24 protein-coding genes are annotated in these 20,712 nt (G+C 28.0%); 20 read left to right on the plus strand and 4 right to left on the minus strand.

Going from position 1 to position 20,712, the window contains the following annotated elements; all coding sequences use genetic code 11:
* The first annotated feature begins 158 nt into the window (after positions 1 to 158).
* From ccoN to CRU91_RS06795, 9 genes are all read left to right on the plus strand, one after another.
* Complete coding sequence (gene ccoN / locus CRU91_RS06755; protein ID WP_113894461.1) at positions 159 to 1,625, plus strand: cytochrome-c oxidase, cbb3-type subunit I; 1,467 nt, start codon at positions 159 to 161, stop codon at positions 1,623 to 1,625.
* Positions 1,626 to 1,639: 14 nt separating this feature from the next.
* On the plus strand, positions 1,640 to 2,305 hold the full coding sequence (gene ccoO, locus CRU91_RS06760; protein ID WP_113894462.1) for a cytochrome-c oxidase, cbb3-type subunit II: 666 nt from the start codon (positions 1,640 to 1,642) through the stop codon (positions 2,303 to 2,305).
* A 9-nt stretch (positions 2,306 to 2,314) separates the two neighbouring features.
* Positions 2,315 to 2,539 (plus strand): CcoQ/FixQ family Cbb3-type cytochrome c oxidase assembly chaperone, encoded by a 225-nt coding sequence (locus CRU91_RS06765; RefSeq protein WP_113894463.1) that lies wholly within the window; start codon positions 2,315 to 2,317, stop codon positions 2,537 to 2,539.
* Position 2,540: 1 nt separating this feature from the next.
* Positions 2,541 to 3,434, plus strand: a complete 894-nt coding sequence (locus CRU91_RS06770; RefSeq protein WP_113894464.1) for a c-type cytochrome — start codon at positions 2,541 to 2,543, stop codon at positions 3,432 to 3,434.
* Complete coding sequence (locus CRU91_RS06775; RefSeq protein ID WP_113894465.1) at positions 3,434 to 3,682, plus strand: DUF4006 family protein; 249 nt, start codon at positions 3,434 to 3,436, stop codon at positions 3,680 to 3,682. Before CRU91_RS06770 ends, CRU91_RS06775 begins: the two co-directional genes overlap by 1 nt.
* Positions 3,683 to 3,778: 96 nt before the next feature.
* Entirely contained in the window at positions 3,779 to 4,408 is a 630-nt protein-coding gene (locus CRU91_RS06780) for a hypothetical protein (RefSeq protein WP_113894466.1), read from the plus strand.
* Between the two features lies 1 nt (position 4,409).
* A complete protein-coding gene (locus CRU91_RS06785) occupies positions 4,410 to 4,967 on the plus strand; it encodes a hypothetical protein (RefSeq protein WP_113894467.1) in 558 nt (185 codons plus the stop codon).
* Positions 4,957 to 7,311, plus strand: a complete 2,355-nt coding sequence (locus CRU91_RS06790) for a PD-(D/E)XK nuclease family protein (protein ID WP_113894468.1) — start codon at positions 4,957 to 4,959, stop codon at positions 7,309 to 7,311. The genes CRU91_RS06785 and CRU91_RS06790 overlap by 11 nt, the downstream gene beginning before the upstream one ends.
* Before the next feature lies 1 nt (position 7,312).
* Positions 7,313 to 7,678, plus strand: coding sequence for a VOC family protein (locus CRU91_RS06795; protein ID WP_113894469.1), 366 nt, complete (start codon positions 7,313 to 7,315; stop codon positions 7,676 to 7,678).
* On the opposite strand, the gene prfB is transcribed toward CRU91_RS06795, so the two are convergent.
* From prfB to plsY, 4 genes are all read right to left on the minus strand, one after another.
* Positions 7,662 to 8,759, minus strand: coding sequence for a peptide chain release factor 2 (prfB, locus tag CRU91_RS06800; protein WP_113894470.1), 1,098 nt, complete (start codon positions 8,757 to 8,759; stop codon positions 7,662 to 7,664). The genes CRU91_RS06795 and prfB overlap by 17 nt on opposite strands.
* Positions 8,760 to 8,835: 76 nt before the next feature.
* Positions 8,836 to 9,438 (minus strand): c-type cytochrome, encoded by a 603-nt coding sequence (locus CRU91_RS06805; RefSeq protein WP_113894471.1) that lies wholly within the window; start codon positions 9,436 to 9,438, stop codon positions 8,836 to 8,838.
* Between the two features lie 56 nt (positions 9,439 to 9,494).
* The gene (locus tag CRU91_RS06810) at positions 9,495 to 9,806 is read right to left on the minus strand and encodes a dihydroneopterin aldolase (RefSeq protein ID WP_113894472.1); all 312 of its coding nucleotides are present in this window, start codon (positions 9,804 to 9,806) and stop codon (positions 9,495 to 9,497) included.
* Positions 9,803 to 10,426, minus strand: coding sequence for a glycerol-3-phosphate 1-O-acyltransferase PlsY (plsY, locus tag CRU91_RS06815; protein ID WP_113894473.1), 624 nt, complete (start codon positions 10,424 to 10,426; stop codon positions 9,803 to 9,805). The genes CRU91_RS06810 and plsY overlap by 4 nt, the downstream gene beginning before the upstream one ends.
* Positions 10,427 to 10,517: 91 nt before the next feature.
* Between plsY and nadA the strand changes: the two genes are divergently transcribed.
* The 11 genes from nadA to rimP are packed head-to-tail and all read left to right on the plus strand — an operon-like array spanning position 10,518 to position 20,704.
* A complete protein-coding gene (nadA, locus tag CRU91_RS06820; protein ID WP_113894474.1) occupies positions 10,518 to 11,507 on the plus strand; it encodes a quinolinate synthase NadA in 990 nt (329 codons plus the stop codon).
* A complete protein-coding gene (nadC, locus tag CRU91_RS06825) occupies positions 11,504 to 12,325 on the plus strand; it encodes a carboxylating nicotinate-nucleotide diphosphorylase (protein WP_113894475.1) in 822 nt (273 codons plus the stop codon). Before nadA ends, nadC begins: the two co-directional genes overlap by 4 nt.
* 5 nt (positions 12,326 to 12,330) lie before the next feature.
* Positions 12,331 to 13,317 carry a DHH family phosphoesterase gene (locus CRU91_RS06830; RefSeq protein ID WP_113894541.1) on the plus strand — a complete coding sequence of 329 codons (987 nt, stop codon included), beginning with the start codon at positions 12,331 to 12,333 and terminating at the stop codon, positions 13,315 to 13,317.
* The gene (locus CRU91_RS06835) at positions 13,310 to 14,692 is read left to right on the plus strand and encodes a M23 family metallopeptidase (RefSeq protein ID WP_113894476.1); all 1,383 of its coding nucleotides are present in this window, start codon (positions 13,310 to 13,312) and stop codon (positions 14,690 to 14,692) included. Before CRU91_RS06830 ends, CRU91_RS06835 begins: the two co-directional genes overlap by 8 nt.
* The gene (gene lpxC, locus CRU91_RS06840) at positions 14,689 to 15,594 is read left to right on the plus strand and encodes a UDP-3-O-acyl-N-acetylglucosamine deacetylase (RefSeq protein ID WP_113894477.1); all 906 of its coding nucleotides are present in this window, start codon (positions 14,689 to 14,691) and stop codon (positions 15,592 to 15,594) included. The genes CRU91_RS06835 and lpxC overlap by 4 nt, the downstream gene beginning before the upstream one ends.
* Positions 15,595 to 16,047 carry a hypothetical protein gene (locus CRU91_RS06845; RefSeq protein ID WP_113894478.1) on the plus strand — a complete coding sequence of 151 codons (453 nt, stop codon included), beginning with the start codon at positions 15,595 to 15,597 and terminating at the stop codon, positions 16,045 to 16,047. It abuts the gene before it with no gap.
* 13 nt (positions 16,048 to 16,060) lie between these two features.
* Entirely contained in the window at positions 16,061 to 16,942 is an 882-nt protein-coding gene (thrB, locus tag CRU91_RS06850; RefSeq protein ID WP_113894479.1) for a homoserine kinase, read from the plus strand.
* A gap of 37 nt (positions 16,943 to 16,979) precedes the next feature.
* On the plus strand, positions 16,980 to 17,246 hold the full coding sequence (locus CRU91_RS06855) for a DUF448 domain-containing protein (protein ID WP_113894480.1): 267 nt from the start codon (positions 16,980 to 16,982) through the stop codon (positions 17,244 to 17,246).
* Positions 17,236 to 19,911, plus strand: coding sequence for a translation initiation factor IF-2 (gene infB / locus CRU91_RS06860; protein WP_113894481.1), 2,676 nt, complete (start codon positions 17,236 to 17,238; stop codon positions 19,909 to 19,911). The genes CRU91_RS06855 and infB overlap by 11 nt, the downstream gene beginning before the upstream one ends.
* Positions 19,911 to 20,279 carry a 30S ribosome-binding factor RbfA gene (rbfA, locus tag CRU91_RS06865; RefSeq protein ID WP_113894482.1) on the plus strand — a complete coding sequence of 123 codons (369 nt, stop codon included), beginning with the start codon at positions 19,911 to 19,913 and terminating at the stop codon, positions 20,277 to 20,279. The genes infB and rbfA overlap by 1 nt, the downstream gene beginning before the upstream one ends.
* On the plus strand, positions 20,276 to 20,704 hold the full coding sequence (gene rimP, locus CRU91_RS06870) for a ribosome maturation factor RimP (protein WP_113894483.1): 429 nt from the start codon (positions 20,276 to 20,278) through the stop codon (positions 20,702 to 20,704). The genes rbfA and rimP overlap by 4 nt, the downstream gene beginning before the upstream one ends.
* The last annotated feature ends 8 nt before the right edge of the window (positions 20,705 to 20,712 follow it).

Genomic DNA, 20,712 nt, shown 5'->3' on the forward strand with positions numbered 1-20,712 from the left:
ATTTTTATCCTAATTTTTTTGTAAAAAATATGCTCTAAAGTGCAAATAATCGTTAATTAATTGTTAATTTTTTTGTTTATTTTAAGTTTCTCTTAGATATTATTTTAGCTAATAAGTGACATTTTGTGACTTGTATATAAATTTGTAGGAGGAAATTGATGCAAAACGGTGCACAGATTGAGTATGATTACTCAGTTGCTAAGTGTTTTACATTTACAACAATATTGTTTGGTATCATTGGTATGACTATTGGTGTTGTACTTGCTTTTCAATTAGCTTTTCCAGAGCTAAATTATTTAGCAGGGGAATATGGTACATTTAGTAGATTAAGACCATTGCATACAAATGGAGTTGCATTTGGATTTACACTAAGTGGTATTTTTGCAACATGGTATTATATATCTCAAAGGGTATTGAAAGTTTCATTAAAAGAGTCACCTTTTTTAATGGTAATTGCTAAATTACACTTTTGGTTATATTTTATAACTATTCTTGTTGCTGTTGTAACTTTATTTATGGGAATTACAACATCAAAAGAATATGCTGAGTTAGAATGGCCAATAGACATCTTAGTTGTTGTTTGGTGGGTTTTATGGGGTATTTCTATTTTTGGAATAATTGGAATTAGAAGAGAGAGAACTTTATATATCTCTATTTGGTACTTTATTTCAACATTTATTGCTGTTGCTATGTTATATTTATTTAACAATATGGCAGTTCCGACATATTTATTCACTGATTATGGTTCATGGATTCACTCTGTTTCTATGTATTCAGGTACTAATGATGCTTTAGTTCAATGGTGGTATGGACACAATGCTGTTGCGTTCTTATTTACTACACCAATTATTGCTATGATTTACTACTTCTTACCAAAAGAATCTGGTCAAAATGTTTATTCATATAAATTATCTATCCTAGCATTCTGGGGATTATTGTTTGTTTATTTGTGGGCTGGTGGACACCACTTGATTTATTCAACTGTTCCAGATTGGATGCAAACTATGGGTTCTGTTATGTCTGTTGTTCTTATTTTACCATCATGGGGATCTGCAATTAATATGCTTTTAACTATGAAAGGTGAGTGGAATCAATTACAAACAAATACATTAATTAAGTTTATGGTTTTAGCTTCAACATTCTATATGTTATCTACAATTGAAGGACCAATTCAGTCTATTAAATCTGTTAATGCAATTGCACACTTTACAGATTGGATTCCAGGACACGTTCATGATGGTGTTTTAGGATGGGTTGTATTTATGATTATGGCAGCACTATTCCATATAGTTCCAAGAATGTTTAAAAGAGAGTTATATTCTAAATCTTTAATGGAAACTCAATTCTGGTTACAAATAGTTGGAATTGTTTTATACTTTACATCTATGTGGATTGCAGGTATTACTCAAGGTATGATGTGGAGAGCTTATGATGAGTATGGATCATTAGTTTATTCATTTATTGATACAGTTACAGTATTACATCCATACTATACAATTAGAGCAGTTGGTGGGTTATTATACCTAATAGGATTCTTTATATTTACTTATAACATTTACAAAACAATTAGATGTGGAAGAGTTCTTGATAAAGAACCAGTAAATGCAACTCCAGTAGCTGCTTAAGAAAAGGAGAAAAAATGTTTCATTGGTTTGAACAAAGACCGTTTTTCTTTGCGGTGCTAGTATTTATATTTGTTGCATTTGCAGGGATTATAGAAGTTATTCCAGATTTTGCAAAACAATCAAGACCTACTGTTGGTACAAAACCTTACAGTGTGTTAGAGTTAGCAGGAAGACATGTTTATATTAAAGATTCATGTAATGCTTGTCACTCACAATTAATTAGACCATTTAAATCAGAAACTGATAGATATGGTATGTATTCTTTATCTGGAGAGTATGCTTATGATAGACCATTCTTATGGGGATCAAAAAGAACTGGACCAGATTTATTAAGAGTTGGAAATTATAGAACTACAGACTGGCATGAAAACCATATGTGGGATCCAAAAGCAGTTGTACCTGGAAGTATTATGCCAGCATACAAACACCAATTTTCAAATAAAGCTGATATAGAAACAGCTTATGCAGAAGCATTAACTGTTAAAAAAGTATTTAACACTCCTTATGATCAAGAAGGTATGCCTCAACTTGGTACTTGGGAAGAAGCAAAAGCAGCAGCTTTAGAAGAAGCTAAACTTATTGTAGCTGATATGAAAAATGAGAGTGTTAAAAAAGCTGTTGAAAATGGTGAAGTTCCTGAAATAGTTGCATTAATTGCATATTTAAATTCTTTAAAATAGAGGTTTGTTATGGAATACGAAACACTTTTAACAGTACAAGGTTATGCTAAATTCTTTTTGGTTTTAGTTGTATTCATTCTATTTTATTCTTATGCTTTTTCTATTTATAGAAGAGATAAAAAAGGAGAAAGAGATTTTGAAAAATACTCAAAGCTTGTACATGATGATTCAAGTGTTTCGACTCCTCTTGAAGAGATAAAAAGAGAAAAAGATATAGGTAATAAGGAGAAATAAGATGAAATCTATGGTTATAGGTGGAATAATTCTTATCATCGCATTAATGGCAGGAACTTACTTTGTTGCGGGTGATGCTTTTATTAGTGATGATTATATTAATGCATTAACATTCTTAGGTGCAGCAGCAATTATTACGATTAGTACATTTGTTGTTCTAAAGTATGTTAATCAGATGAAAAATGATACAGCAAGTGGTGAACTTGCTGATGAAAATTGGGATGGTATTGGTGAATATAAAAACCCTGTTCCAACAGGTTGGGCATTAGCATTCATAGGAACAATACTATGGATGTTCTGGTACTTTACAATTGGTTATCCAATTACTGGGTTCTCTCAAATTGGACAATGGAATGAGGAAACAAATGAGTATAATGCTAAATTTGAGCAAAAATGGGTAAATGCAAATGAATCAACTTTAAATGCAATGGGGCAATCACTATTCTTAGTACAATGTGCACCTTGTCATGGTGTTGATGCAGAAGGAATTGCAGGAAAAGCTCAAGATTTAACAAAAAGAATGAGTAAAGATCAAATTATTTATACAATTAAAAATGGTTCAAATCATTTAACTCAATCTTATCCAGCTGGAATGCCTCCAATGATGCTAACAGAAGATGCTGATATTGAAGCAGTTGCTACTTATGTTGCAGGTGGGTTTAAAGGTGAGCAGCCAGTAGCTTATGCAACTTGTTCAGCTTGTCATGGTGATAATGGTGAAGGTATGCCTTTTGTTGGTCCAAATATCAAATATTATGATGATGCAATTGTTTTTGCAGTATTAAAAGAAGGTAAAAAAGGTCTTTTAGGGCAAATGCCAAGCTTTAATGAGAGATTGAATGAAACTCAAGAAAAAGCTTTAGCTTCATATATTAGAAGTTTAGGAGATAAATAATGTCAAATAATACACAAATGAATGAGAACGAAAGAGGTATTTTTAAATTAAATGGTATTAGTGGAATGTTAGTTGCTGTTGTACTACTTTTAACTATTCTTGCTGTTTTAGTTACAAATGCTGTTTTAGTTCAACAAAGAGAAGCTACAAACGCATATAGCATTAATCAAGATTTACAAGGATTAAAAGCTAATAGCCCTGAAAACCATAAACAGTACCAATTAGTTGGTTCTGAAAATAAGGAGTAGAGTATGGATAAAATTATTGGTATTTTACTTTTAGTTGCCGCTATTATGACTGCATACTATGCATATTTCGACGCAGCAAAAGTATATGTTGGTTAAATGAAAGATTTTAAATTTATAAAAGTAGGAGTGATTTTTTCACTTCTACTTTTTTTATATACAAATAGCTTTGCACAAAATTATATTTTAAATGATGATAGTTTAATTGATGATAGAGCAAAGGTGAAAATCACTCAAATAGGTGAAGAAGTTAAATCTAAATTAGGTGTTAATATATATATCTATGCAAAATCTAATTTAGGTTTAGATGCTAATATTACAACAAAAGATAAAATAGAAATAGTTAAATTACATGAAAATGAAATTTTAAAAACTTTACAAACCCCTTATGTGCTAATTACAATTTATGTTGAAGAAAATATGGTAAATTTGAATTTCAGTGATAATTTAAAAGATTCTATAGATAAAAATGATATTTTAAATGGATATGTAGTACCATTGCTTGCATCAAAAGATAAAAATACACTTTATGCAAAAGTTAGTGCTGCAACTTTAAACGGATATGCAGCTATTGCTGATAAATTAGCTGAAAAACAAGATATAAAACTCGAAAGTAGTATTGGAAGTGCTGGAAAAATATCTAGTACAATTTGGAGAGTTTTTATGTATTTTTTAATTATCAGCGGACTTTTAGCATATACTTATGCAGTATTAAGAAAGAGAAAGTAATATGAAAAGAAATTATTGGCCACTATTTTTTATAGGTATATTTAGTTTTGTTTTTTCAATGATAATATGGACAGTATCTAAAGCGATTAAAGCTCCAGTTATTGAAGATAGAAGTTTTTTGTTAAAATACCAAGATGTTGATGAAAATTATAATAAATTGATGGAAGCAAATGAAGAATTTCTATCAAAATATAATTTATCTTTTATACTAAATGATAAAGATTTTGGTCTTACAACGGAAGATATAAAATATGGACAAAGAGTTATTGAAAAATACTCTAATCATAAAGATACATTAAAGATTGGTAATAATACTTTAAAAGTTGTCGCTACATCAAAAGATAGCAATGAGAAGCAAGATATTAATATTGATTTAGTTATTACAAAAACAATGACAAATGACAATGACGTAGTATTAAAACAAGATAAATTTGAAAATGTAAATAATGATTTTATATCAGAATTTGAAATAAGCCAAGAGACAAACTGGAATATTACAGGAAGTTTCAAAGTTAATGATAGCATAGGCTATATTTTCATAAAGACTAATGCTAGATAAAAAGACTCTTTTTGTATTTCCTACAAGTAGAGCAGTAAAAGAGTATATTTTTGATTTTAAATCAAAAAATACTCTTCTTCCAACAACACTAACAATCGATGAATTTTTAAAAAAATCTATATCATTGAATTCTTATATATACGCTCAAGATGAACAAAGAGTTATATTTTTACATGAAGCTATAAAAAGTATTGATATAAAAAAACTTGGTATTTCAAATAGTTTTGTTAAGTTTTTAAAGCAAGGCGAGTATATATATAGATTTTTTTTAGAGTTAAGTAGTGAAAAAATAGAAATTTCTAATTTGCAAAGAGCTGATACTTATGAATTTTATAGTGAGCATTTAGATATTTTAAATCAAATATATAAAAATTATTTAGAGATTTTGGAAAAGAATTTATATGTTGACAAAGTAAATTTAGATAAGTTTTATACTATAAATGAGAGTTTTATAAAAAGATTTGATGAGATAACAATAGTTTATGAAGGATATTTTACAAAACAAGAGTATGAAATAATTAAAAAGATTTCACAAAAAACAAAAGTTTTTATAAAGTTTTATTCAAATATATACAACAAAAAATCTATAGAACTTTTTAAAGACTTCAACTATGATTTTAAAGTAGATTTTGAATATCTTATAAATTTGAGTTCACTCGAAATTATAGAAGAAATATCTTCAAATAAAAAATTAGAAAATTTTGATATAAAAGGTTTTTCTACAAGATTTAATCAAGTTGCATATATAAAATCTACCATCGTAAATTTGATAAATAAAGGTATAAATCCACAAAATATAGCTGTAATATTACCAAATGAGAATTTTGCACAAATTTTAGAGTTAAATGACAATGAAGAGTATTTTAACTTTGCAATGGGAAGAGATATAAAAAACAAAAAACTTTACCAACGAGCAAATAGTATATTTTTATATATAAATTCACCTGAAATTGAAACTATGGAAGCTTTAAAATATTTTGACATAGATAAAAAATATGTAGATGAAAATATAAAATCAATTTGGAATATTCATATATCAAAAGAAACTTTTGAAAATATTTGTGAATTTATAAAAAAAGATGAAGAAAACATTGAATTAGTAGAAAAATTTGATGAGTTAATATATAGATTAAATATCATATTTTTTACAAATCATAATAATTTACGTCTAAAAGATGCTTATAAAATTTTTTTACAAAAACTAGATGAGATAAAACTAGATGATGCACATTCTGGTAAAATAACAGTTATGGGGCTACTTGAAACAAGAGCTATAAAATTTGATGCAGTTATAATTTGTGATTTTAATGACTCATATATTCCAAAAATATCTATAAAAGATAAGTTCTTATCCACAAAAGTAAAATATTTAGCAAATTTACCTACAAAAAATGATAGAGAGAACTTACAAAGATATTACTACAAAAGATTGACAGATAACAGTAAAAATCTTTATATTTCATATGTTAGTTCAAATGAAGATGAAATTTCAAAATTTGCTTATGAACTTTTTACAAATATTAAAATTTCAACAAATGATGAAGATTATAAAGATATCTTATATAAAAGTAAGAAATTAGAATATATTGAAGAAAATATATCTAAGGATATAGATTTAACAAAACAAATATGGTCTGCAAGTGGCTTGAAGACTTTTTTAGAGTGTAAAAGAAGATGGTACTTTAAATATATATTAAAATTAAATGAACATACTATTTCAAGACTTCCTAAAGCTTTTGAACTAGGTGATATTGTGCATAAAGTTTTGGAAGAATTTTACAAATATTCACAAAGAGATATAAACAAAGTTGATGAACTATTTTTAAAATACAAAAGTGATAATCCTTTTTTAATACTCGATTTGGAAGTTTACAAACAAAAGTTAAAAGAGTTTTTAAAGCTCGATAAAGATAGATTAAAAACTAGAGATATTGTAGAAATTGAGAAAAAATTTAGCACAACTTTTAATGATTTTAGAATAACAGGAGTTATAGATAGAGTTGATAAATTTGAAGATGGTTTTGAACTCATAGATTATAAAACTTCAAGAACTTTGAAAGTAGATACTATAAATACTTATCCTAAATCTTATGATTTTCAGTTGGAGTTTTATTTTCTAGCTATTAAAGATTTGTATAAAAGTTCAAATATTAAGGCTTTTTATTTTGATTTATTTGAAAACTCTTTAAAAGAAGAAGTTGTATTAGAACAAAAACTAGAACTTTTAAAAACTATTTTTGATGATTTAAAAGAACAAAGTAAAGAAACAATAGATTTTTGTAAAACTGATGATAAAAGTATTTGCGAATATTGTACTTATAAAACTATATGTAATAGGGATTAAAATGATAAATATTTTAAATTTAGATCATCTTGTATTAACTGTAAAAAATATAGATAATACAGTTGAATTTTATGAAAAACTAGGAATGAAAAAAGAGATTTTTGGTGAAAATAGAGTAGCTCTTAAGTATTCAAATCAAAAGATTAATCTTCACAAATTGGGTAATGAATTTGAACCAAAAGCACAAAATGTAAAAGAGGGAAGTGCTGATTTGTGTTTTATCATAGAGCAAAAATTAGAAGATATTATTTTATACCTACAAGAAGAATGTATTACAATAGAAAATGGAATAACTGAGAGAACAGGTGCAAATGGAAAGATAAAATCTATCTATTTACGTGACCCTGATTTTAATTTGAAGTTGTAGCTATTAAAACATCTTCCATCATTTTTGTAATATCACCATCTAGTATAGCTTCTACATTTGAATATCCAATATTACTTCTACTATCTTTTACTTGTTGGTATGGTTGTAAAACATAAGAACGGATTTGATGTCCCCAACCAATCTCACTTTTATCACCACTATCTTTAGATGCTCTTTGTTTTTCGAGTTCTAATTCATAAAGCCTTGATTTTAGCATTTTTAGAGCACTTGCTTTATTTTTATGTTGGCTTCTATCATTTTGACATTGAACTACAATATTTGTAGCAATATGAGTAATCCTTATAGCACTTTCTGTTTTATTTACATGTTGTCCACCAGCTCCACTTGCTCTATAAGTATCAATTCTTATATCTTTATCTTCAATTACAATATCAATATTATCATCGATTTCAGGACTTACCATAACAGATGTAAAAGATGTATGTCTTTTTGCATTTGAATCAAAAGGAGATATACGAACAAGTCTATGAATACCATTTTCAGTTTTCATATATCCATATGCATTTTCTCCACGAATAATGAAAGAAACATCTTTTATTCCTGCTTCATCTCCAGCTTGATAATCAAGAAGTTCAACTTTAAAATCATTTCTTTCAGCCCATCTTAAATACATTCTATATAAAATCGAAGCCCAATCTTGGCTTTCTGTTCCACCAGCTCCTGGGTGAATTGTAACAATAGCATTTAAAGAATCATCAGGATTTGAAAGCATTACAGATATTTCAGTTGATTTTATTAAATTTTCTAAATCAAGAGCTTCTTCATAAAGAAGTTCTAAAGTATCTTCATCTTTATCACTATTTGCCATTTCGTATAGTTCGTTTGTTCCTTGAAGTGATTCATAGGCTTTGTTAAATTTATTTAATTTTCCTAAAATTCTATTTTTTTCAATACCAATTTTAGTTGCATTTTCAACATCATTCCAAAAATCTTGACCAGCTTCAAGCTCAATAATTTCTTGTAATCTTTTATTTAAATCATCAGGTTTTAGAATACCTTTTATATTGTTCAATTTTGTATTTAGTAGTTTTAGAAGTTCTGAATATTCATAGGCATCCATTTAGATTTTATCCTTTAAGTTATATATATTTTTAGTTTTTGAAGAGAAAATTAAAAAAGGCAAAGACCTTTTTTAATTATTGAATACTATCTAAATAAGCTTTTATACCTTTTATACTTTTGTCATTTAAGAAGTTGATATGAACAGGTGCATACACTGAACTAGCTTTTTCTCCAACTCCTAGTTTATACTCTCTTAAAGCTTCTTGCATATCAGCAATTGTTAAATCTTTAAGTCTTGAGTTTCCTTTTCTTGATTCACCTTTCTCTCCATGACAATTTTGACATTGAGCTACATATAAATCTTGTGCTTCAACTCTTAATTCTTCTGATTCTTTTTCAACTCTTGCTGTCTCTTCTGCTTCTTTTTTTGCTTCTAGTTTAGCCATAATATTTGCTTCCATTTGCTCTTGGCTAATTCCTGATGGAGTTATAGCTTTTGCATTGTCTGGAGTTTTTAATATATAAATATAGCTATTACCATTGATTTTTATATCATCAACTAGCCAACCTTTCTTTTTCATATCATTAATAGAGTATTTTCCTGCACATGCTCCACCATTTAGTGGTGTACTTTCGATAGTTGCAATAGATGGATGATTTTCTTTAAAACACATAGTTGTGTCAGCTAAAAGAGAGCTTCCTAAGAGTATAAATGTAGAAATAATCGATTTTTTCAAGATAAAATCCTTTTTTTAAAAATGCAAGATTTTACCATAATTTGACTAAATCTTTTTCAAGATGATAGGCTTACGACACAATCTTTTAAAATATTAGGTTTAGATATTTTTAATTTTAGGTTTTTTATATCATAAGTATCATATAAAAGTTTTTCAATAGTTTTTATAGCATCTTCCAAAAGTTCAAATTTTTCTTTTTTCATAGTTTTTTTTACTAAAATAGAAACTTCACTATAATCTATAAAAGAGTTATCAACAAAATCATATTCAAAAGATATATTTAATATAACTTTTTGTTTTTTTACTCTTTCAAAATTTAAAATACCAATAATACATTTAAAAGTAAGATTTTCAATCTCTATTTTCATATTACTTTTTTCTCTTCACCTTTTACTATTCTAATAATATTTGGAATATGCTTGTATAGAATAATAAATGCAATTAAATACATAGGTACATTTGAACCTACATTTAAGCCATCATATATAAATGTAGCACTTATAACAGCAGCAATAAGTCCCAAAAGAGAAGATAAAGAAGATATTTTTAAAACTTTTGCACAAACTATCCAAACAATAGCACCAATTAAAGTAGCATAAGGAATAAGAACTATATAAACTCCAAGTCCAGTAGCAACGCCTTTACCACCTTCAAGCCCTAAATAAATAGAGTAACAATGTCCTAAAACACTTAAAACTGCCATTGCCCATAAAGTTTCATAGCTAAGGTTTAAGTATAAACCAATGATTAAAAGAATAGTTCCTTTTAAAGCATCAAGTATAACTGTTGCGATACCTAATTTTTTTGCTAGTTTAGGGTCTTTTTCTTTTACAACTCTTAGAACATTTGTAGCTCCTATACTTTTACTTCCTTGTGATTTTATATCAACTCCTGCAAAAGTTTTTGCTAAAATTAATCCAAAAGGAATAGAGCCTATAAGATAAGCTAAAAGATAAAATATTATGTTTTGATTTGTAAAAAATTCCATTTATAACCTTTGATTTTTGACTAAAATAAATGAGATTATAACTAAAATTTTGCTATATTCCCACTTAATAAAAATATTAAAAGGTTTTATTTTGAATTTAAAAGAAGAGATTTTAAAACTAAAAAATGAGCTTGATGTTACACTAGTAGCACACTTTTATCAAAGAGATGAAGTGTTTGAATTGGCTGATATTACTGGTGATTCTTTGGAATTAGCAAAAAAAGTTATGAATACAAATACAAAATTTGTAGTATTTTGTGGTGTTGGATTTATGGGTGAAAGTGTAAAGATAATGAGTCCCCAAAAAAGAGTTTTAATGCCACGTATTGCCTGTTGTGCAATGGCTAGAATGATTGATGAAGGCTATTTTGAACAAAATCTAAAAATTATAAATGAAGCTGGAATTAAAAATGAAGATATTTTACCTATTACATACATAAATTCAAGTGCAAGGGTAAAAGCAAGAGTTGGAATGATGGGTGGAATGGTTTGTACTTCTTCAAATGCCTATAAAATAATAGAAAAAGGTTTAAAAAGTGGTAAAAAAATATTTTTTGTTCCTGACCGTTGTTTGGGGCAAAATTTTGCAAAATCACTAAATTTAAAATCAGCAGTTGTTGGTGATGGAACAAATTTAAATGAAGCAGATATTATTTGTTACAATGGATTTTGTAGTGTTCATCAACAGTTTAATGTTGATGATATAGATTTTTATAGAGAAAAATATCCAGATATTTTAGTTGCTGTTCATCCAGAGTGTGACCCAAAAGTTTGTGATAAAGCAGATTTTGTTGGTTCAACTTCGCAATTAATAACATATATAAAGAATCTACCAGTTGATCAAAAAGTTGTTGTTGGAACAGAGTTTAATATGGTAAATAGACTTAGAGAAAAAAATACATATATTTTAAGCTCTACAAAACCAGAGTGTCCAACAATGAATGAAACAACTTTAGAACATGTTTACAATACATTAAAATCTATTAAAGATGATAACATTTCTAAAGAGTGTGAAATTTTTGTAGATGAAGATACAGCAAAATGGGCAAAAATAGCACTAGAAAGGATGTTTGAAGTATGATAAATATACGAAAGTTCGTAAAAAATGCAATTAATGAAGATAATGGAAGAGGGGATTTGTTTTTTGACATTGCTCCAAAAGGTGATTTTACAGCAAAGATAATCTCAAAGAGTGATGGAATTTTAGCTGGAGTTAAATATGTTGAAATTTTAGCTAGAACAGAGAAAATAGATATTGAATTTTTAAAAAAAGATGGTGATAAAATAGTAGTTGGAGATATTTTAGCTACATTGGAAGGTAAGGCTTCCAAACTACTTTCTAGTGAAAGAACTATGTTAAATATGTTACAACATGCTTCAGGTATTGCAACAATGGCAAATAAATATGTAACAATGCTTGATGGAATAGATGTTGTACTTTTAGATACTAGAAAAACAAGACCACAATTGAGAGATTTTGAAAAATATGCTAGTAGAATTGGTGGAGCTATAAACCATAGACTTGGTCTTGATGATTGTTTAATGCTAAAAGATACTCACCTTCGAACTATTGATAATCTTGCAGAATTTGTAAAAAAGGCTAGAAAAAGAATATCTTGGGTTACAAAAATAGAGATTGAATGTGAGACTTTTGAGCAGGTAAAAGATGCAATGAGTGCTGGTGGAGATATTATAATGTGTGATAATATGAATCCAGAACAAATAAAAGAAGTTGTTGATTTTAGAAATAAAAATTATCCACATATTATGCTTGAAGCTAGTGGAAATATAAATATAAAAACTATTAGAGAATATGCACAAACAGGTGTTGATGCTATTAGTAGTGGAAGTATTATTCATCAAGCAACTTGGCTTGATTTTTCTATGAGAGTTGATTGATATTTATGAAAAAAGATTTTATCTTAAATAATAAAGTTGATACAAATGAGTTATCAAAAGCTTTGAAGCTTATAGAAAAAAGTAGATATATTTTGATAATTACTCATGTAAATCCTGATCCAGATTCTATTGGATCAGCTTTGGCTCTATCAAATTTATTTTCAGAAAATAAGATAAAACATAAAGTTTTTAATGTTAGTAGTGATTTACCACAAAATCTTAAATTTATACCTAGATTTGAAAAAATGACACATATACTACCACCATTTTATGATTTAGCAATTAGTGTAGATTGTGGAACTTATAAAAGAATAGGATTTGAATTACCAAAAGATATTCCACTTATAAATTTTGATCATCACGCTTCAAATGAAAATTTTGGAGTAGTTAATATTGTAGATCCATATAAAAGTTCAACAGCAGAACTTGTTTTTGAATTTTTTAAATATAATGGATTGAATATCTCAAAAGCTAGTGCGATAGCACTTTATGTAGGAATCTATGATGATACTTTGGCATTTTCTTTAAATAGATGTGATGAGCAAACATTTACTAAAATTAATTTTTTAGTTGAGTGTGGAGCAAGTCCTTCTTATATTGCAAATAAGCTTTTAAGAAGTGATAGTTTGGCAAAATATAGAATTATTCCAAAAGTTTTAGATAGTTTGGAACTTTACAAAGAAGGGGAAGTTGCTATTATCTATGCATTACCAGAGTGGTTCAAACAAACAGGTGCTCATAGCCGTGATTGTGAAGATGCTTTAGATATGATTATGAGTATGGCAGTTGTAAAACTAGCATATTTTGTAAGAGCGATTGAAGGTTTTTGTAGAGTCTCTTTACGTTCAAAAGGTAGCATTGATGTGTCAAAAATTGCTATGGCTTTTGATGGTGGAGGTCATTTTAATGCTTCAGGTTGTACAATAGAAGTAAAAGATGTAATTGAAGCAAAAAATTTAATATTAAAGGAAGTTTTAAAAGTCTATGGATAAAAAAAGTGGATTATTATACATAAGTATAGCTATTATGGTTGTTGCCGTTGTTGTTTTAAGTGTTATTTTAACTATGGATAGAGAAAATCCAAATATTTATATTCAAAAAGAGATAAATCAAAAGGATATTTTCTGGAATTTACAAGCACCTATTAAAGTTGAAATTTCTGATAAAAATAAGATAAAATCTTTTGAAGCTATTGTAATTGATGGACAAAAAGAGTTAATTATTGATAGTGAACTTGTATCTGAAGATAAAAATAGTGGAATTTTAACTTATGAATTAAAGCCTTTTAAATTTAATGAAATTAAATCTTCAAATGTTATTTTAAGAGTAAAAGCAAGAGATAATAGTAGTTGGAACTTTTTTAGTGGGAATGAGGCTATTCTTGATACAAATCTTATAATAGATAGAAGAAGTCCTATTACAAGCGTTTTATCAAACTCTTATATGTTAAAACAAGGTGGAAGTGGGATTTTAATAACAGAGATAAAAGATGATAATTTAAAAGACTATTATGTAACTTTTAATGATGAGGTTATTTTTGAACTATTTCCATTTTATAAAAGTGGTTATTATATATCTATAATCACATGGCCTATTGATATAAAAGAGTGGAAAGGGGTAAATGTAGTTGCTGTTGATATGGCTGGAAATAAATCTATTACAAAAGTACCATATTACATTCAAAGTTTTAAAGAGAAAGTTGATAACTTGAATATTAGTGATGAGTTTATCTATAGTGTTAGTAAAAATGTTTTAGAGTTAAGTAATATGGATATCCCTACAAATCCAGTTGATATTTTTGTAAAAGCAAATAAAGATTTAAGAGAACAAAATCTTAAAACAGTTAAAAATGTAGTTGTTAAAAATTTCCAAGATAGCCAAAATATGCCTTTTGAAGTAAAAACTTTTGTAAGGATGTCAAATGCAAAAACTTTTGCAATGTTTGGAGAAAGAAGACACTATTTTTATAATGGTGAAAAAATAGATGAAGCATGGCATTTAGGTATGGACTGGGCTAGTGTAAGAAGAGCTGATATTGTAGTTTCAAATCCTGGAAAAGTTATTTTTAAAGATTACTTGGGAATTTATGGTGAGAGTGTTATTGTTGATCATGGTTTAGGTTTGGCCTCACTTTATGCTCACACAAGTAGCCAAGATGTTGAAGTAGGAGATTTTGTAAAAGCTGGGCAAAAAATAGCAAATACAGGAGCAACTGGAGCTGTATTTGGAGACCATTTACATTTTGGTATTTTGGTTCAAGGTATAGAAGCAAATCCAAATGAATGGTTAGATAGCAATTGGATGAAATTAAATCTTACAAACACTATAAATGATGCAATTAAAATTATAGATGGAAATAAAAAATGAAACAAAGAACATTAAAAAAGAGTGTTGAAATAGTAGGAATAGGGCTACATAAAGGAGTTCCTGTTAAAATGAGGTTAGAACCTCTTCCTGAAAATAGTGGTATAGTAATATATAGGAGTGATGTAGGAGTTACAATTCCACTTAAAAAAGAGTATGTAGTAGATACTAAAATGGCAACTGTTTTAGGAAAAGATGGAGTTGTTGTATCTACAATAGAGCATCTTTTAAGTGCTGTGTATGCTTATGGAATAGATAATTTAAGAATAGTACTTGATAATGATGAAATACCTGTTTTAGACGGAAGTGCATCTGGATATTGTATGCTTATAGAAGAGGCTGGAATTGCTGAACTTGAAGCGAGTAAAAAAGCAATAAAAATTAAAAAAGAAGTTGTTGTTGAAACAGAAGATGGTAAAAAAGTTTCTTTAAAACCATCAGATAGAATAGTTTATGATTTTGAAATAAAGTTTAGCCATCCAGCTATTGGGACTCAAAAATTTCACTTTGACTACTCAATAGAAGAGTATAAAGAAAATATAAGCAAAGCTAGAACATTTGGATTTTTACATGAAGTTCAATACTTGCGAAGTATTGGTTTAGCTTTAGGTGGAAGTATGGAAAATGCTATTGTTTTAGATGAAACAAAGATTTTAAATCCAGAAGGTTTAAGATATGAAGATGAATTTGTAAGACATAAAATCTTAGATGCTATTGGAGATATGGCACTTTTAGAATATACACTTATAGGTGAATATGATGCTATTGCAGGAAGTCATCATCTAAATCATCTTTTGACAAAAAAACTTTATGAAGATAAAGATAATTATGAAATTATAGATTTAGAAGAGGCAAATAGTGAAGCTGTAATTTTTGAAATGGCTTATGCAAAAGAGAGCGTTTAATTGATTGAAGTTTTAGTTATAACTATTTCTAATCCTTTATTAATAGGTATTTATAAGAATAAACAACTTTTAAAAGAGTATAAATTAGATGGATTAACTTCTGATAAATTGCCACTATTATTTGAAAATTTATTAAAAGAGTTTGATATAAATAAAATTATTTATGTAAATACCCCTGGTTCTTTTATGTCTATAAAAATTGCATATATATTTTTAAAAACATTAACTATGGTAAAAAATATAGAATTTGAAGCAATAGATGGATTTTTATTTAATCAAAATTCTCCAATAAAAGCCTTAGGTAAAAAATATTTTATAAATGAACAAAGTAATATTAAAGTAGATTTTTTGCCAAATGAGTGTAAAATCTCGGATTTTGAATTACCAAAGAGTATAGAAGATTATAAATTTAATGTTGATACATTACCAATTTATAATCTTCCAGCAGTATAAAAAAGGAGAATATTTGAGAGTAAGCGTTCCAGCTACAAGTGCAAATTTAGGACCAGGATTCGATTGTTTAGGTTTAGCAGTAAGTTTAAAAAATCAAGTAATTATAAAACCAGCAAAATTTCACAGTGTATCATTAAAAGGTGAAGGTTCAAATAACCCAGCACTAAAAGATAACAATATGTTTATCTCTATTTTTAATGATTTTTATTATAACTTGACACAGAAAAAAAGACATTTTAGATTTGAATTTTTTAATGAAATTCCACTTTCAAGGGGGCTTGGAAGTTCATCAGCTGTTATTGTATCAGCAATAGCTAGTGCTTATGCGATTGAAGGAATTAAAGTAGATAAAAATAAATTGTTAAATTTATCTTTAGCTTATGAAAGTCATCCAGATAATATAACACCAGCTGTTATGGGTGGTTTTAATGTTGCTTGTGTTCAAGAAAATGAAGTTAAATATATAAATAAATCTATTCCAAAAAGTTTAAAAGCTGTAATAGTTGTACCAAATAGACCTATTTCAACACAATTATCAAGAAAAACATTGCCATTTAAATATTCAAAAGAAGATGCTGTATTTAATATATCTCACTCTTCACTTTTAACGGCAGCATTTATGAGTGAGAATTGGGATATGCTAAAACATGCTTCACAAGATGTAATTCATCAAAAATATAGAATGAAACATATGCCAGAGCTTTTTGAAGTTCAAAAAACATCTTTAAAAAGTGGTTCATTGATGAGTACATTATCAGGGTCTGGTTCAACACTATTTTCCATTGCTTATAGCGAAGATGCAAATAAAATTGAACAAGCTTTAAAAGAAAAATTTCCACATTTTAGAGTTTTTACAGTAGATTTTGATAATTATGGTGTAAAAATTGAAATTTAGCAATTTTTTATGATTAAGAAAATTTTAGGTATAATGTTTGGCTAATTTAAAAATAATCTTAAGAACTTGCATTTTTTGTAGAGGAAAATTTGAGCAAAAAGAGCTAATAAGATTGAAATGTTTAAATAAAAAATTATCACTTTATGATAATTTTGGAAGAAGCTTTTATATTTGTGAACCTTGCAGTTTAGGAACAGACAATATAAAAGATAGTAAGAGATTTGAAAAAGCACTTTGTAAAGAGTGTAAAAATAAAGATGAGTATGTTATACAACTTAAGGAGATTCTAACAGATGTCAGATAAAGTAAGAGTTTTTGAGATTGCAGAAGAAGCTGGTTCAACTAGTGCTGAAGTAATGCAAAAAGCAAAAGAGTTAGGGATAGATTTAAAAACAGCACAAGCAACTGTAACATTTGAAGATGCTGAAGAGATTACACAATATATTATGACAGGTAAAAGTTCAAGATTGAAAAAAGTATCTACGCCAAAGATTGTGAAAGCAAAAAAAGAGAATATTGCTGAAGATAATATAATTGAAAGCATAGAAGAAGTAGAAGTTGAAGAAATTTCATCTGAAGTAAAACCTAAAGAAACAGTAAAAAAAGTTGAAGTTAAAAAACCAGTAATCGCAAAACCAAATGTAAAAACTCAATTAAATGACTCAGTTTTAGATGAAAAAGAGACACAAGATAGTCAAAATAAAATAATGCCAAAGAGAAAAGGTTTGGTGATTATTAAAAAGAAAAGACCAAATGAAGAAGTTGTTAATGAAATTAAAATAGAAGAAACGGCTAATAAAAAACCTCTAAAATCTTTAAGTGATATATTTGGAGATGATGATAACACTGCATCAACAAATGAACGACAATTTAAAAGTCAAAATCAAGAAGAATTAAATAGACAAAGAATAAAAAAAGAAAAGAAAAAAACTGCTGTGAAAGCTCAAGATCATGGGAAAAGATTAGATGTCGCTAGAAATTATGATGAATTCTCAAGTAGTGAAGATTCACTTTTAGGAGAAGAAGTAGTTTTACTTGATATGGATTTAAGTGATACTTATAAAATATTTGATGAGCCAAAGCCAGTAAATACTACAAATCATTCAAGAAGTTCTAAACCAGCTGCATTTGGTAATACACCAGTTGGACTTCAAAGAGGAAAAAGAAAGAAGAGAGTTATAAGAGTCCAAGAAAAACTTGAAATAAAAGAGGTAACAATTCCTGAGGATATAAGAGTTTATGAGTTTGCAGAAGCTTGTGGAAAATCTCCAGCGGATGTTATAAAAGTTTTATTTAGCCTTGGTATGATGGTTACAAAAAATGACTTTTTGAAACAAGATGAACTTGAAATTCTTGGAGAAGAATTTGGAATATCTGTAACAGTTAAAGATGCTTTAGAAGATGTAAATTATGAGGAAAATTATGATGAAGAAATTGATACAAGTTCTTTTGTGATAAGACCTCCAGTTGTAACTATTATGGGGCATGTTGATCATGGTAAAACATCACTTTTAGATAAAATTAGAAGCTCTAAAGTAGCTGCAGGAGAAGCTGGTGGAATTACTCAACATATTTCATCATATACAGTTATAAAAAATGGGCAAAAAATTACTTTTGTTGATACTCCAGGTCACGAAGCATTTTCATCTATGAGAACAAGAGGAGCAAATGTTACGGATATTATTATTATCGTTGTTGCTGCTGATGATGGAGTAAAAACTCAAACTGAAGAAGTTATTTCTCATGCAAAAGCTAGTGGTTGTCCAATAATTGTGGCTATGAATAAAATGGATAAAGAAACAGCAAATCCAGATATGGTAAAAGCTCAAATGGCTGAAAAAAACCTAACTCCTGTTGATTGGGGTGGCGATATAGAGTTTATTCCTGTTTCAGCTAGAACGGGTGATGGAATAGAAGATTTATTAGAAAATATTTTAATACAGTCAGAATTATTAGAACTAAAAGCTGATCCTACTGCAAAAGCAAAAGCAACTGTTATTGAATCATCTTTAGAAAAAGGAAGAGGACCAGTTGCAAATATTATTGTACAAAATGGAACTTTAAGAGTTGGAGATAATATAGTTTGTGATACAACTTTTGGAAGAGTAAAAGCTATTACAAATGATATGGGTGAAATTGTAAAAGAACTTGGACTTAGTGAAACTGGAACTGTTTTAGGACTTAATGAAGTTCCTACAACTGGATCTAGTCTGATTGCTATGGATAGTGAAAAAGAAGTAAGAGATATCGCAACTACTAGAGCTGAACATGCACGTGCAAAAGAGTTATCAAAATCTACAAAAGTTTCTCTTGAAGAGATGAGTGGATTAATAGCAGAAGGTAAAATCAAACAACTACCAGTTATTATAAAAGCTGATGTTGGCGGGTCATTAGAAGCTATTAAAGGTTCATTAGAAAAAATTGCAAATGATGAAGTAAAAGTAAAAGTTGTTCATTCTGCTGTTGGTGGAATTACGGAGTCTGATATTGTATTGGCAAGTGCTAGTGAAGGTTGTATAATTTTAGGATTTAATGTAAGACCAACTGGAGCAGTTAAAGCAAAAGCAAAAGCTGATGGAGTAGAGATAAATACGTATTCAATCATTTATGATTTACTTGATGATGTAAAAGATGCATTGTCTGGAATGATGAGTGCAGTTATTAGAGAAGAGAATACTGGACAAGCTGAAGTTAGAGATACATTTGTTGTTCCAAAAATTGGAACAGTTGCTGGATGTTTAGTAACAGATGGAAAAGTAATCAGAGGTGGTCATGCTAGAATTATTAGAGATGGTGTTGTTACATACACAGGTAAAATATCATCATTAAAACGATTTAAAGATGATGTTAAAGAAGTTGTAAATGGATTTGAATGTGGTATTATGTTTGAAAAATTTAATGATATTAAAGTTGGAGATTATATAGAAACATTTATTCAAATTGAAGAGAAAGTTTCAATAGATAACTAATGAAAAGTATAAATCTTCAAAGAACAGAATCTTTATTGATGGAGTTAATTCCACAAGCTTTATCTCAACTAGCTGATAGTAGAATTAACTCATTACCAATTACAGGTGTTAATTGTAAAAATGGTAAATATGATGCTATTGTTTACTTTGATGGAAGCGATTTTAATAAAGAAGAAACAAAAGCAGTAATTCAAGCTTTAAATAAAGCAAATGGTAGAATAAAAAGTGATGTTTTAGCAAGTACAAGTTGGTATAAGTGTCCAAATTTTAAATTTGAAGCAGATACAACTTTGGAAAAATCAAAACATCTTGAAGATTTATTTGCTCAAATAAAAAAAGATAAAAATAAAAAAAGTGATGAAGAATGAATTTAGAAGAACAAATAAGATTAATTGTTGAAAATAATGGTTTAAAACTTTATGATATTGTTACAGTAAGAGAAAATGATAGAAATGTTTTTAGAGTTGTTGTAACTTCTCCTGAAGGAATTAATCTTGATAAATGTGCAGAAGTTTCAAGAATGATATCTCCAATTTTAGATATTGAAGAACCAATGAATGGAGTTTATAATTTAGAAGTAAGTTCTCCTGGAATTGAAAGAAAACTAAAGAAAAAAGAGCATTTTATTGCAAGTGTTGGTGAACTTATAAAAGTTAAAAACCTTGGAACTGAAGTCCTAAAAGGTAAACTTTTCAAAGCTGATGAAGAAAAGATAGTAATTCTTACAGAGTTTGGAGAAGAAGAATTAGCTTATGATAATATCCTAAGTGCATCAACATATTTTGAGTGGTAAGAAAAGAA

Source organism: Aliarcobacter vitoriensis, assembly GCF_003316695.1.
GTDB lineage: Bacteria > Campylobacterota > Campylobacteria > Campylobacterales > Arcobacteraceae > Aliarcobacter > Aliarcobacter vitoriensis.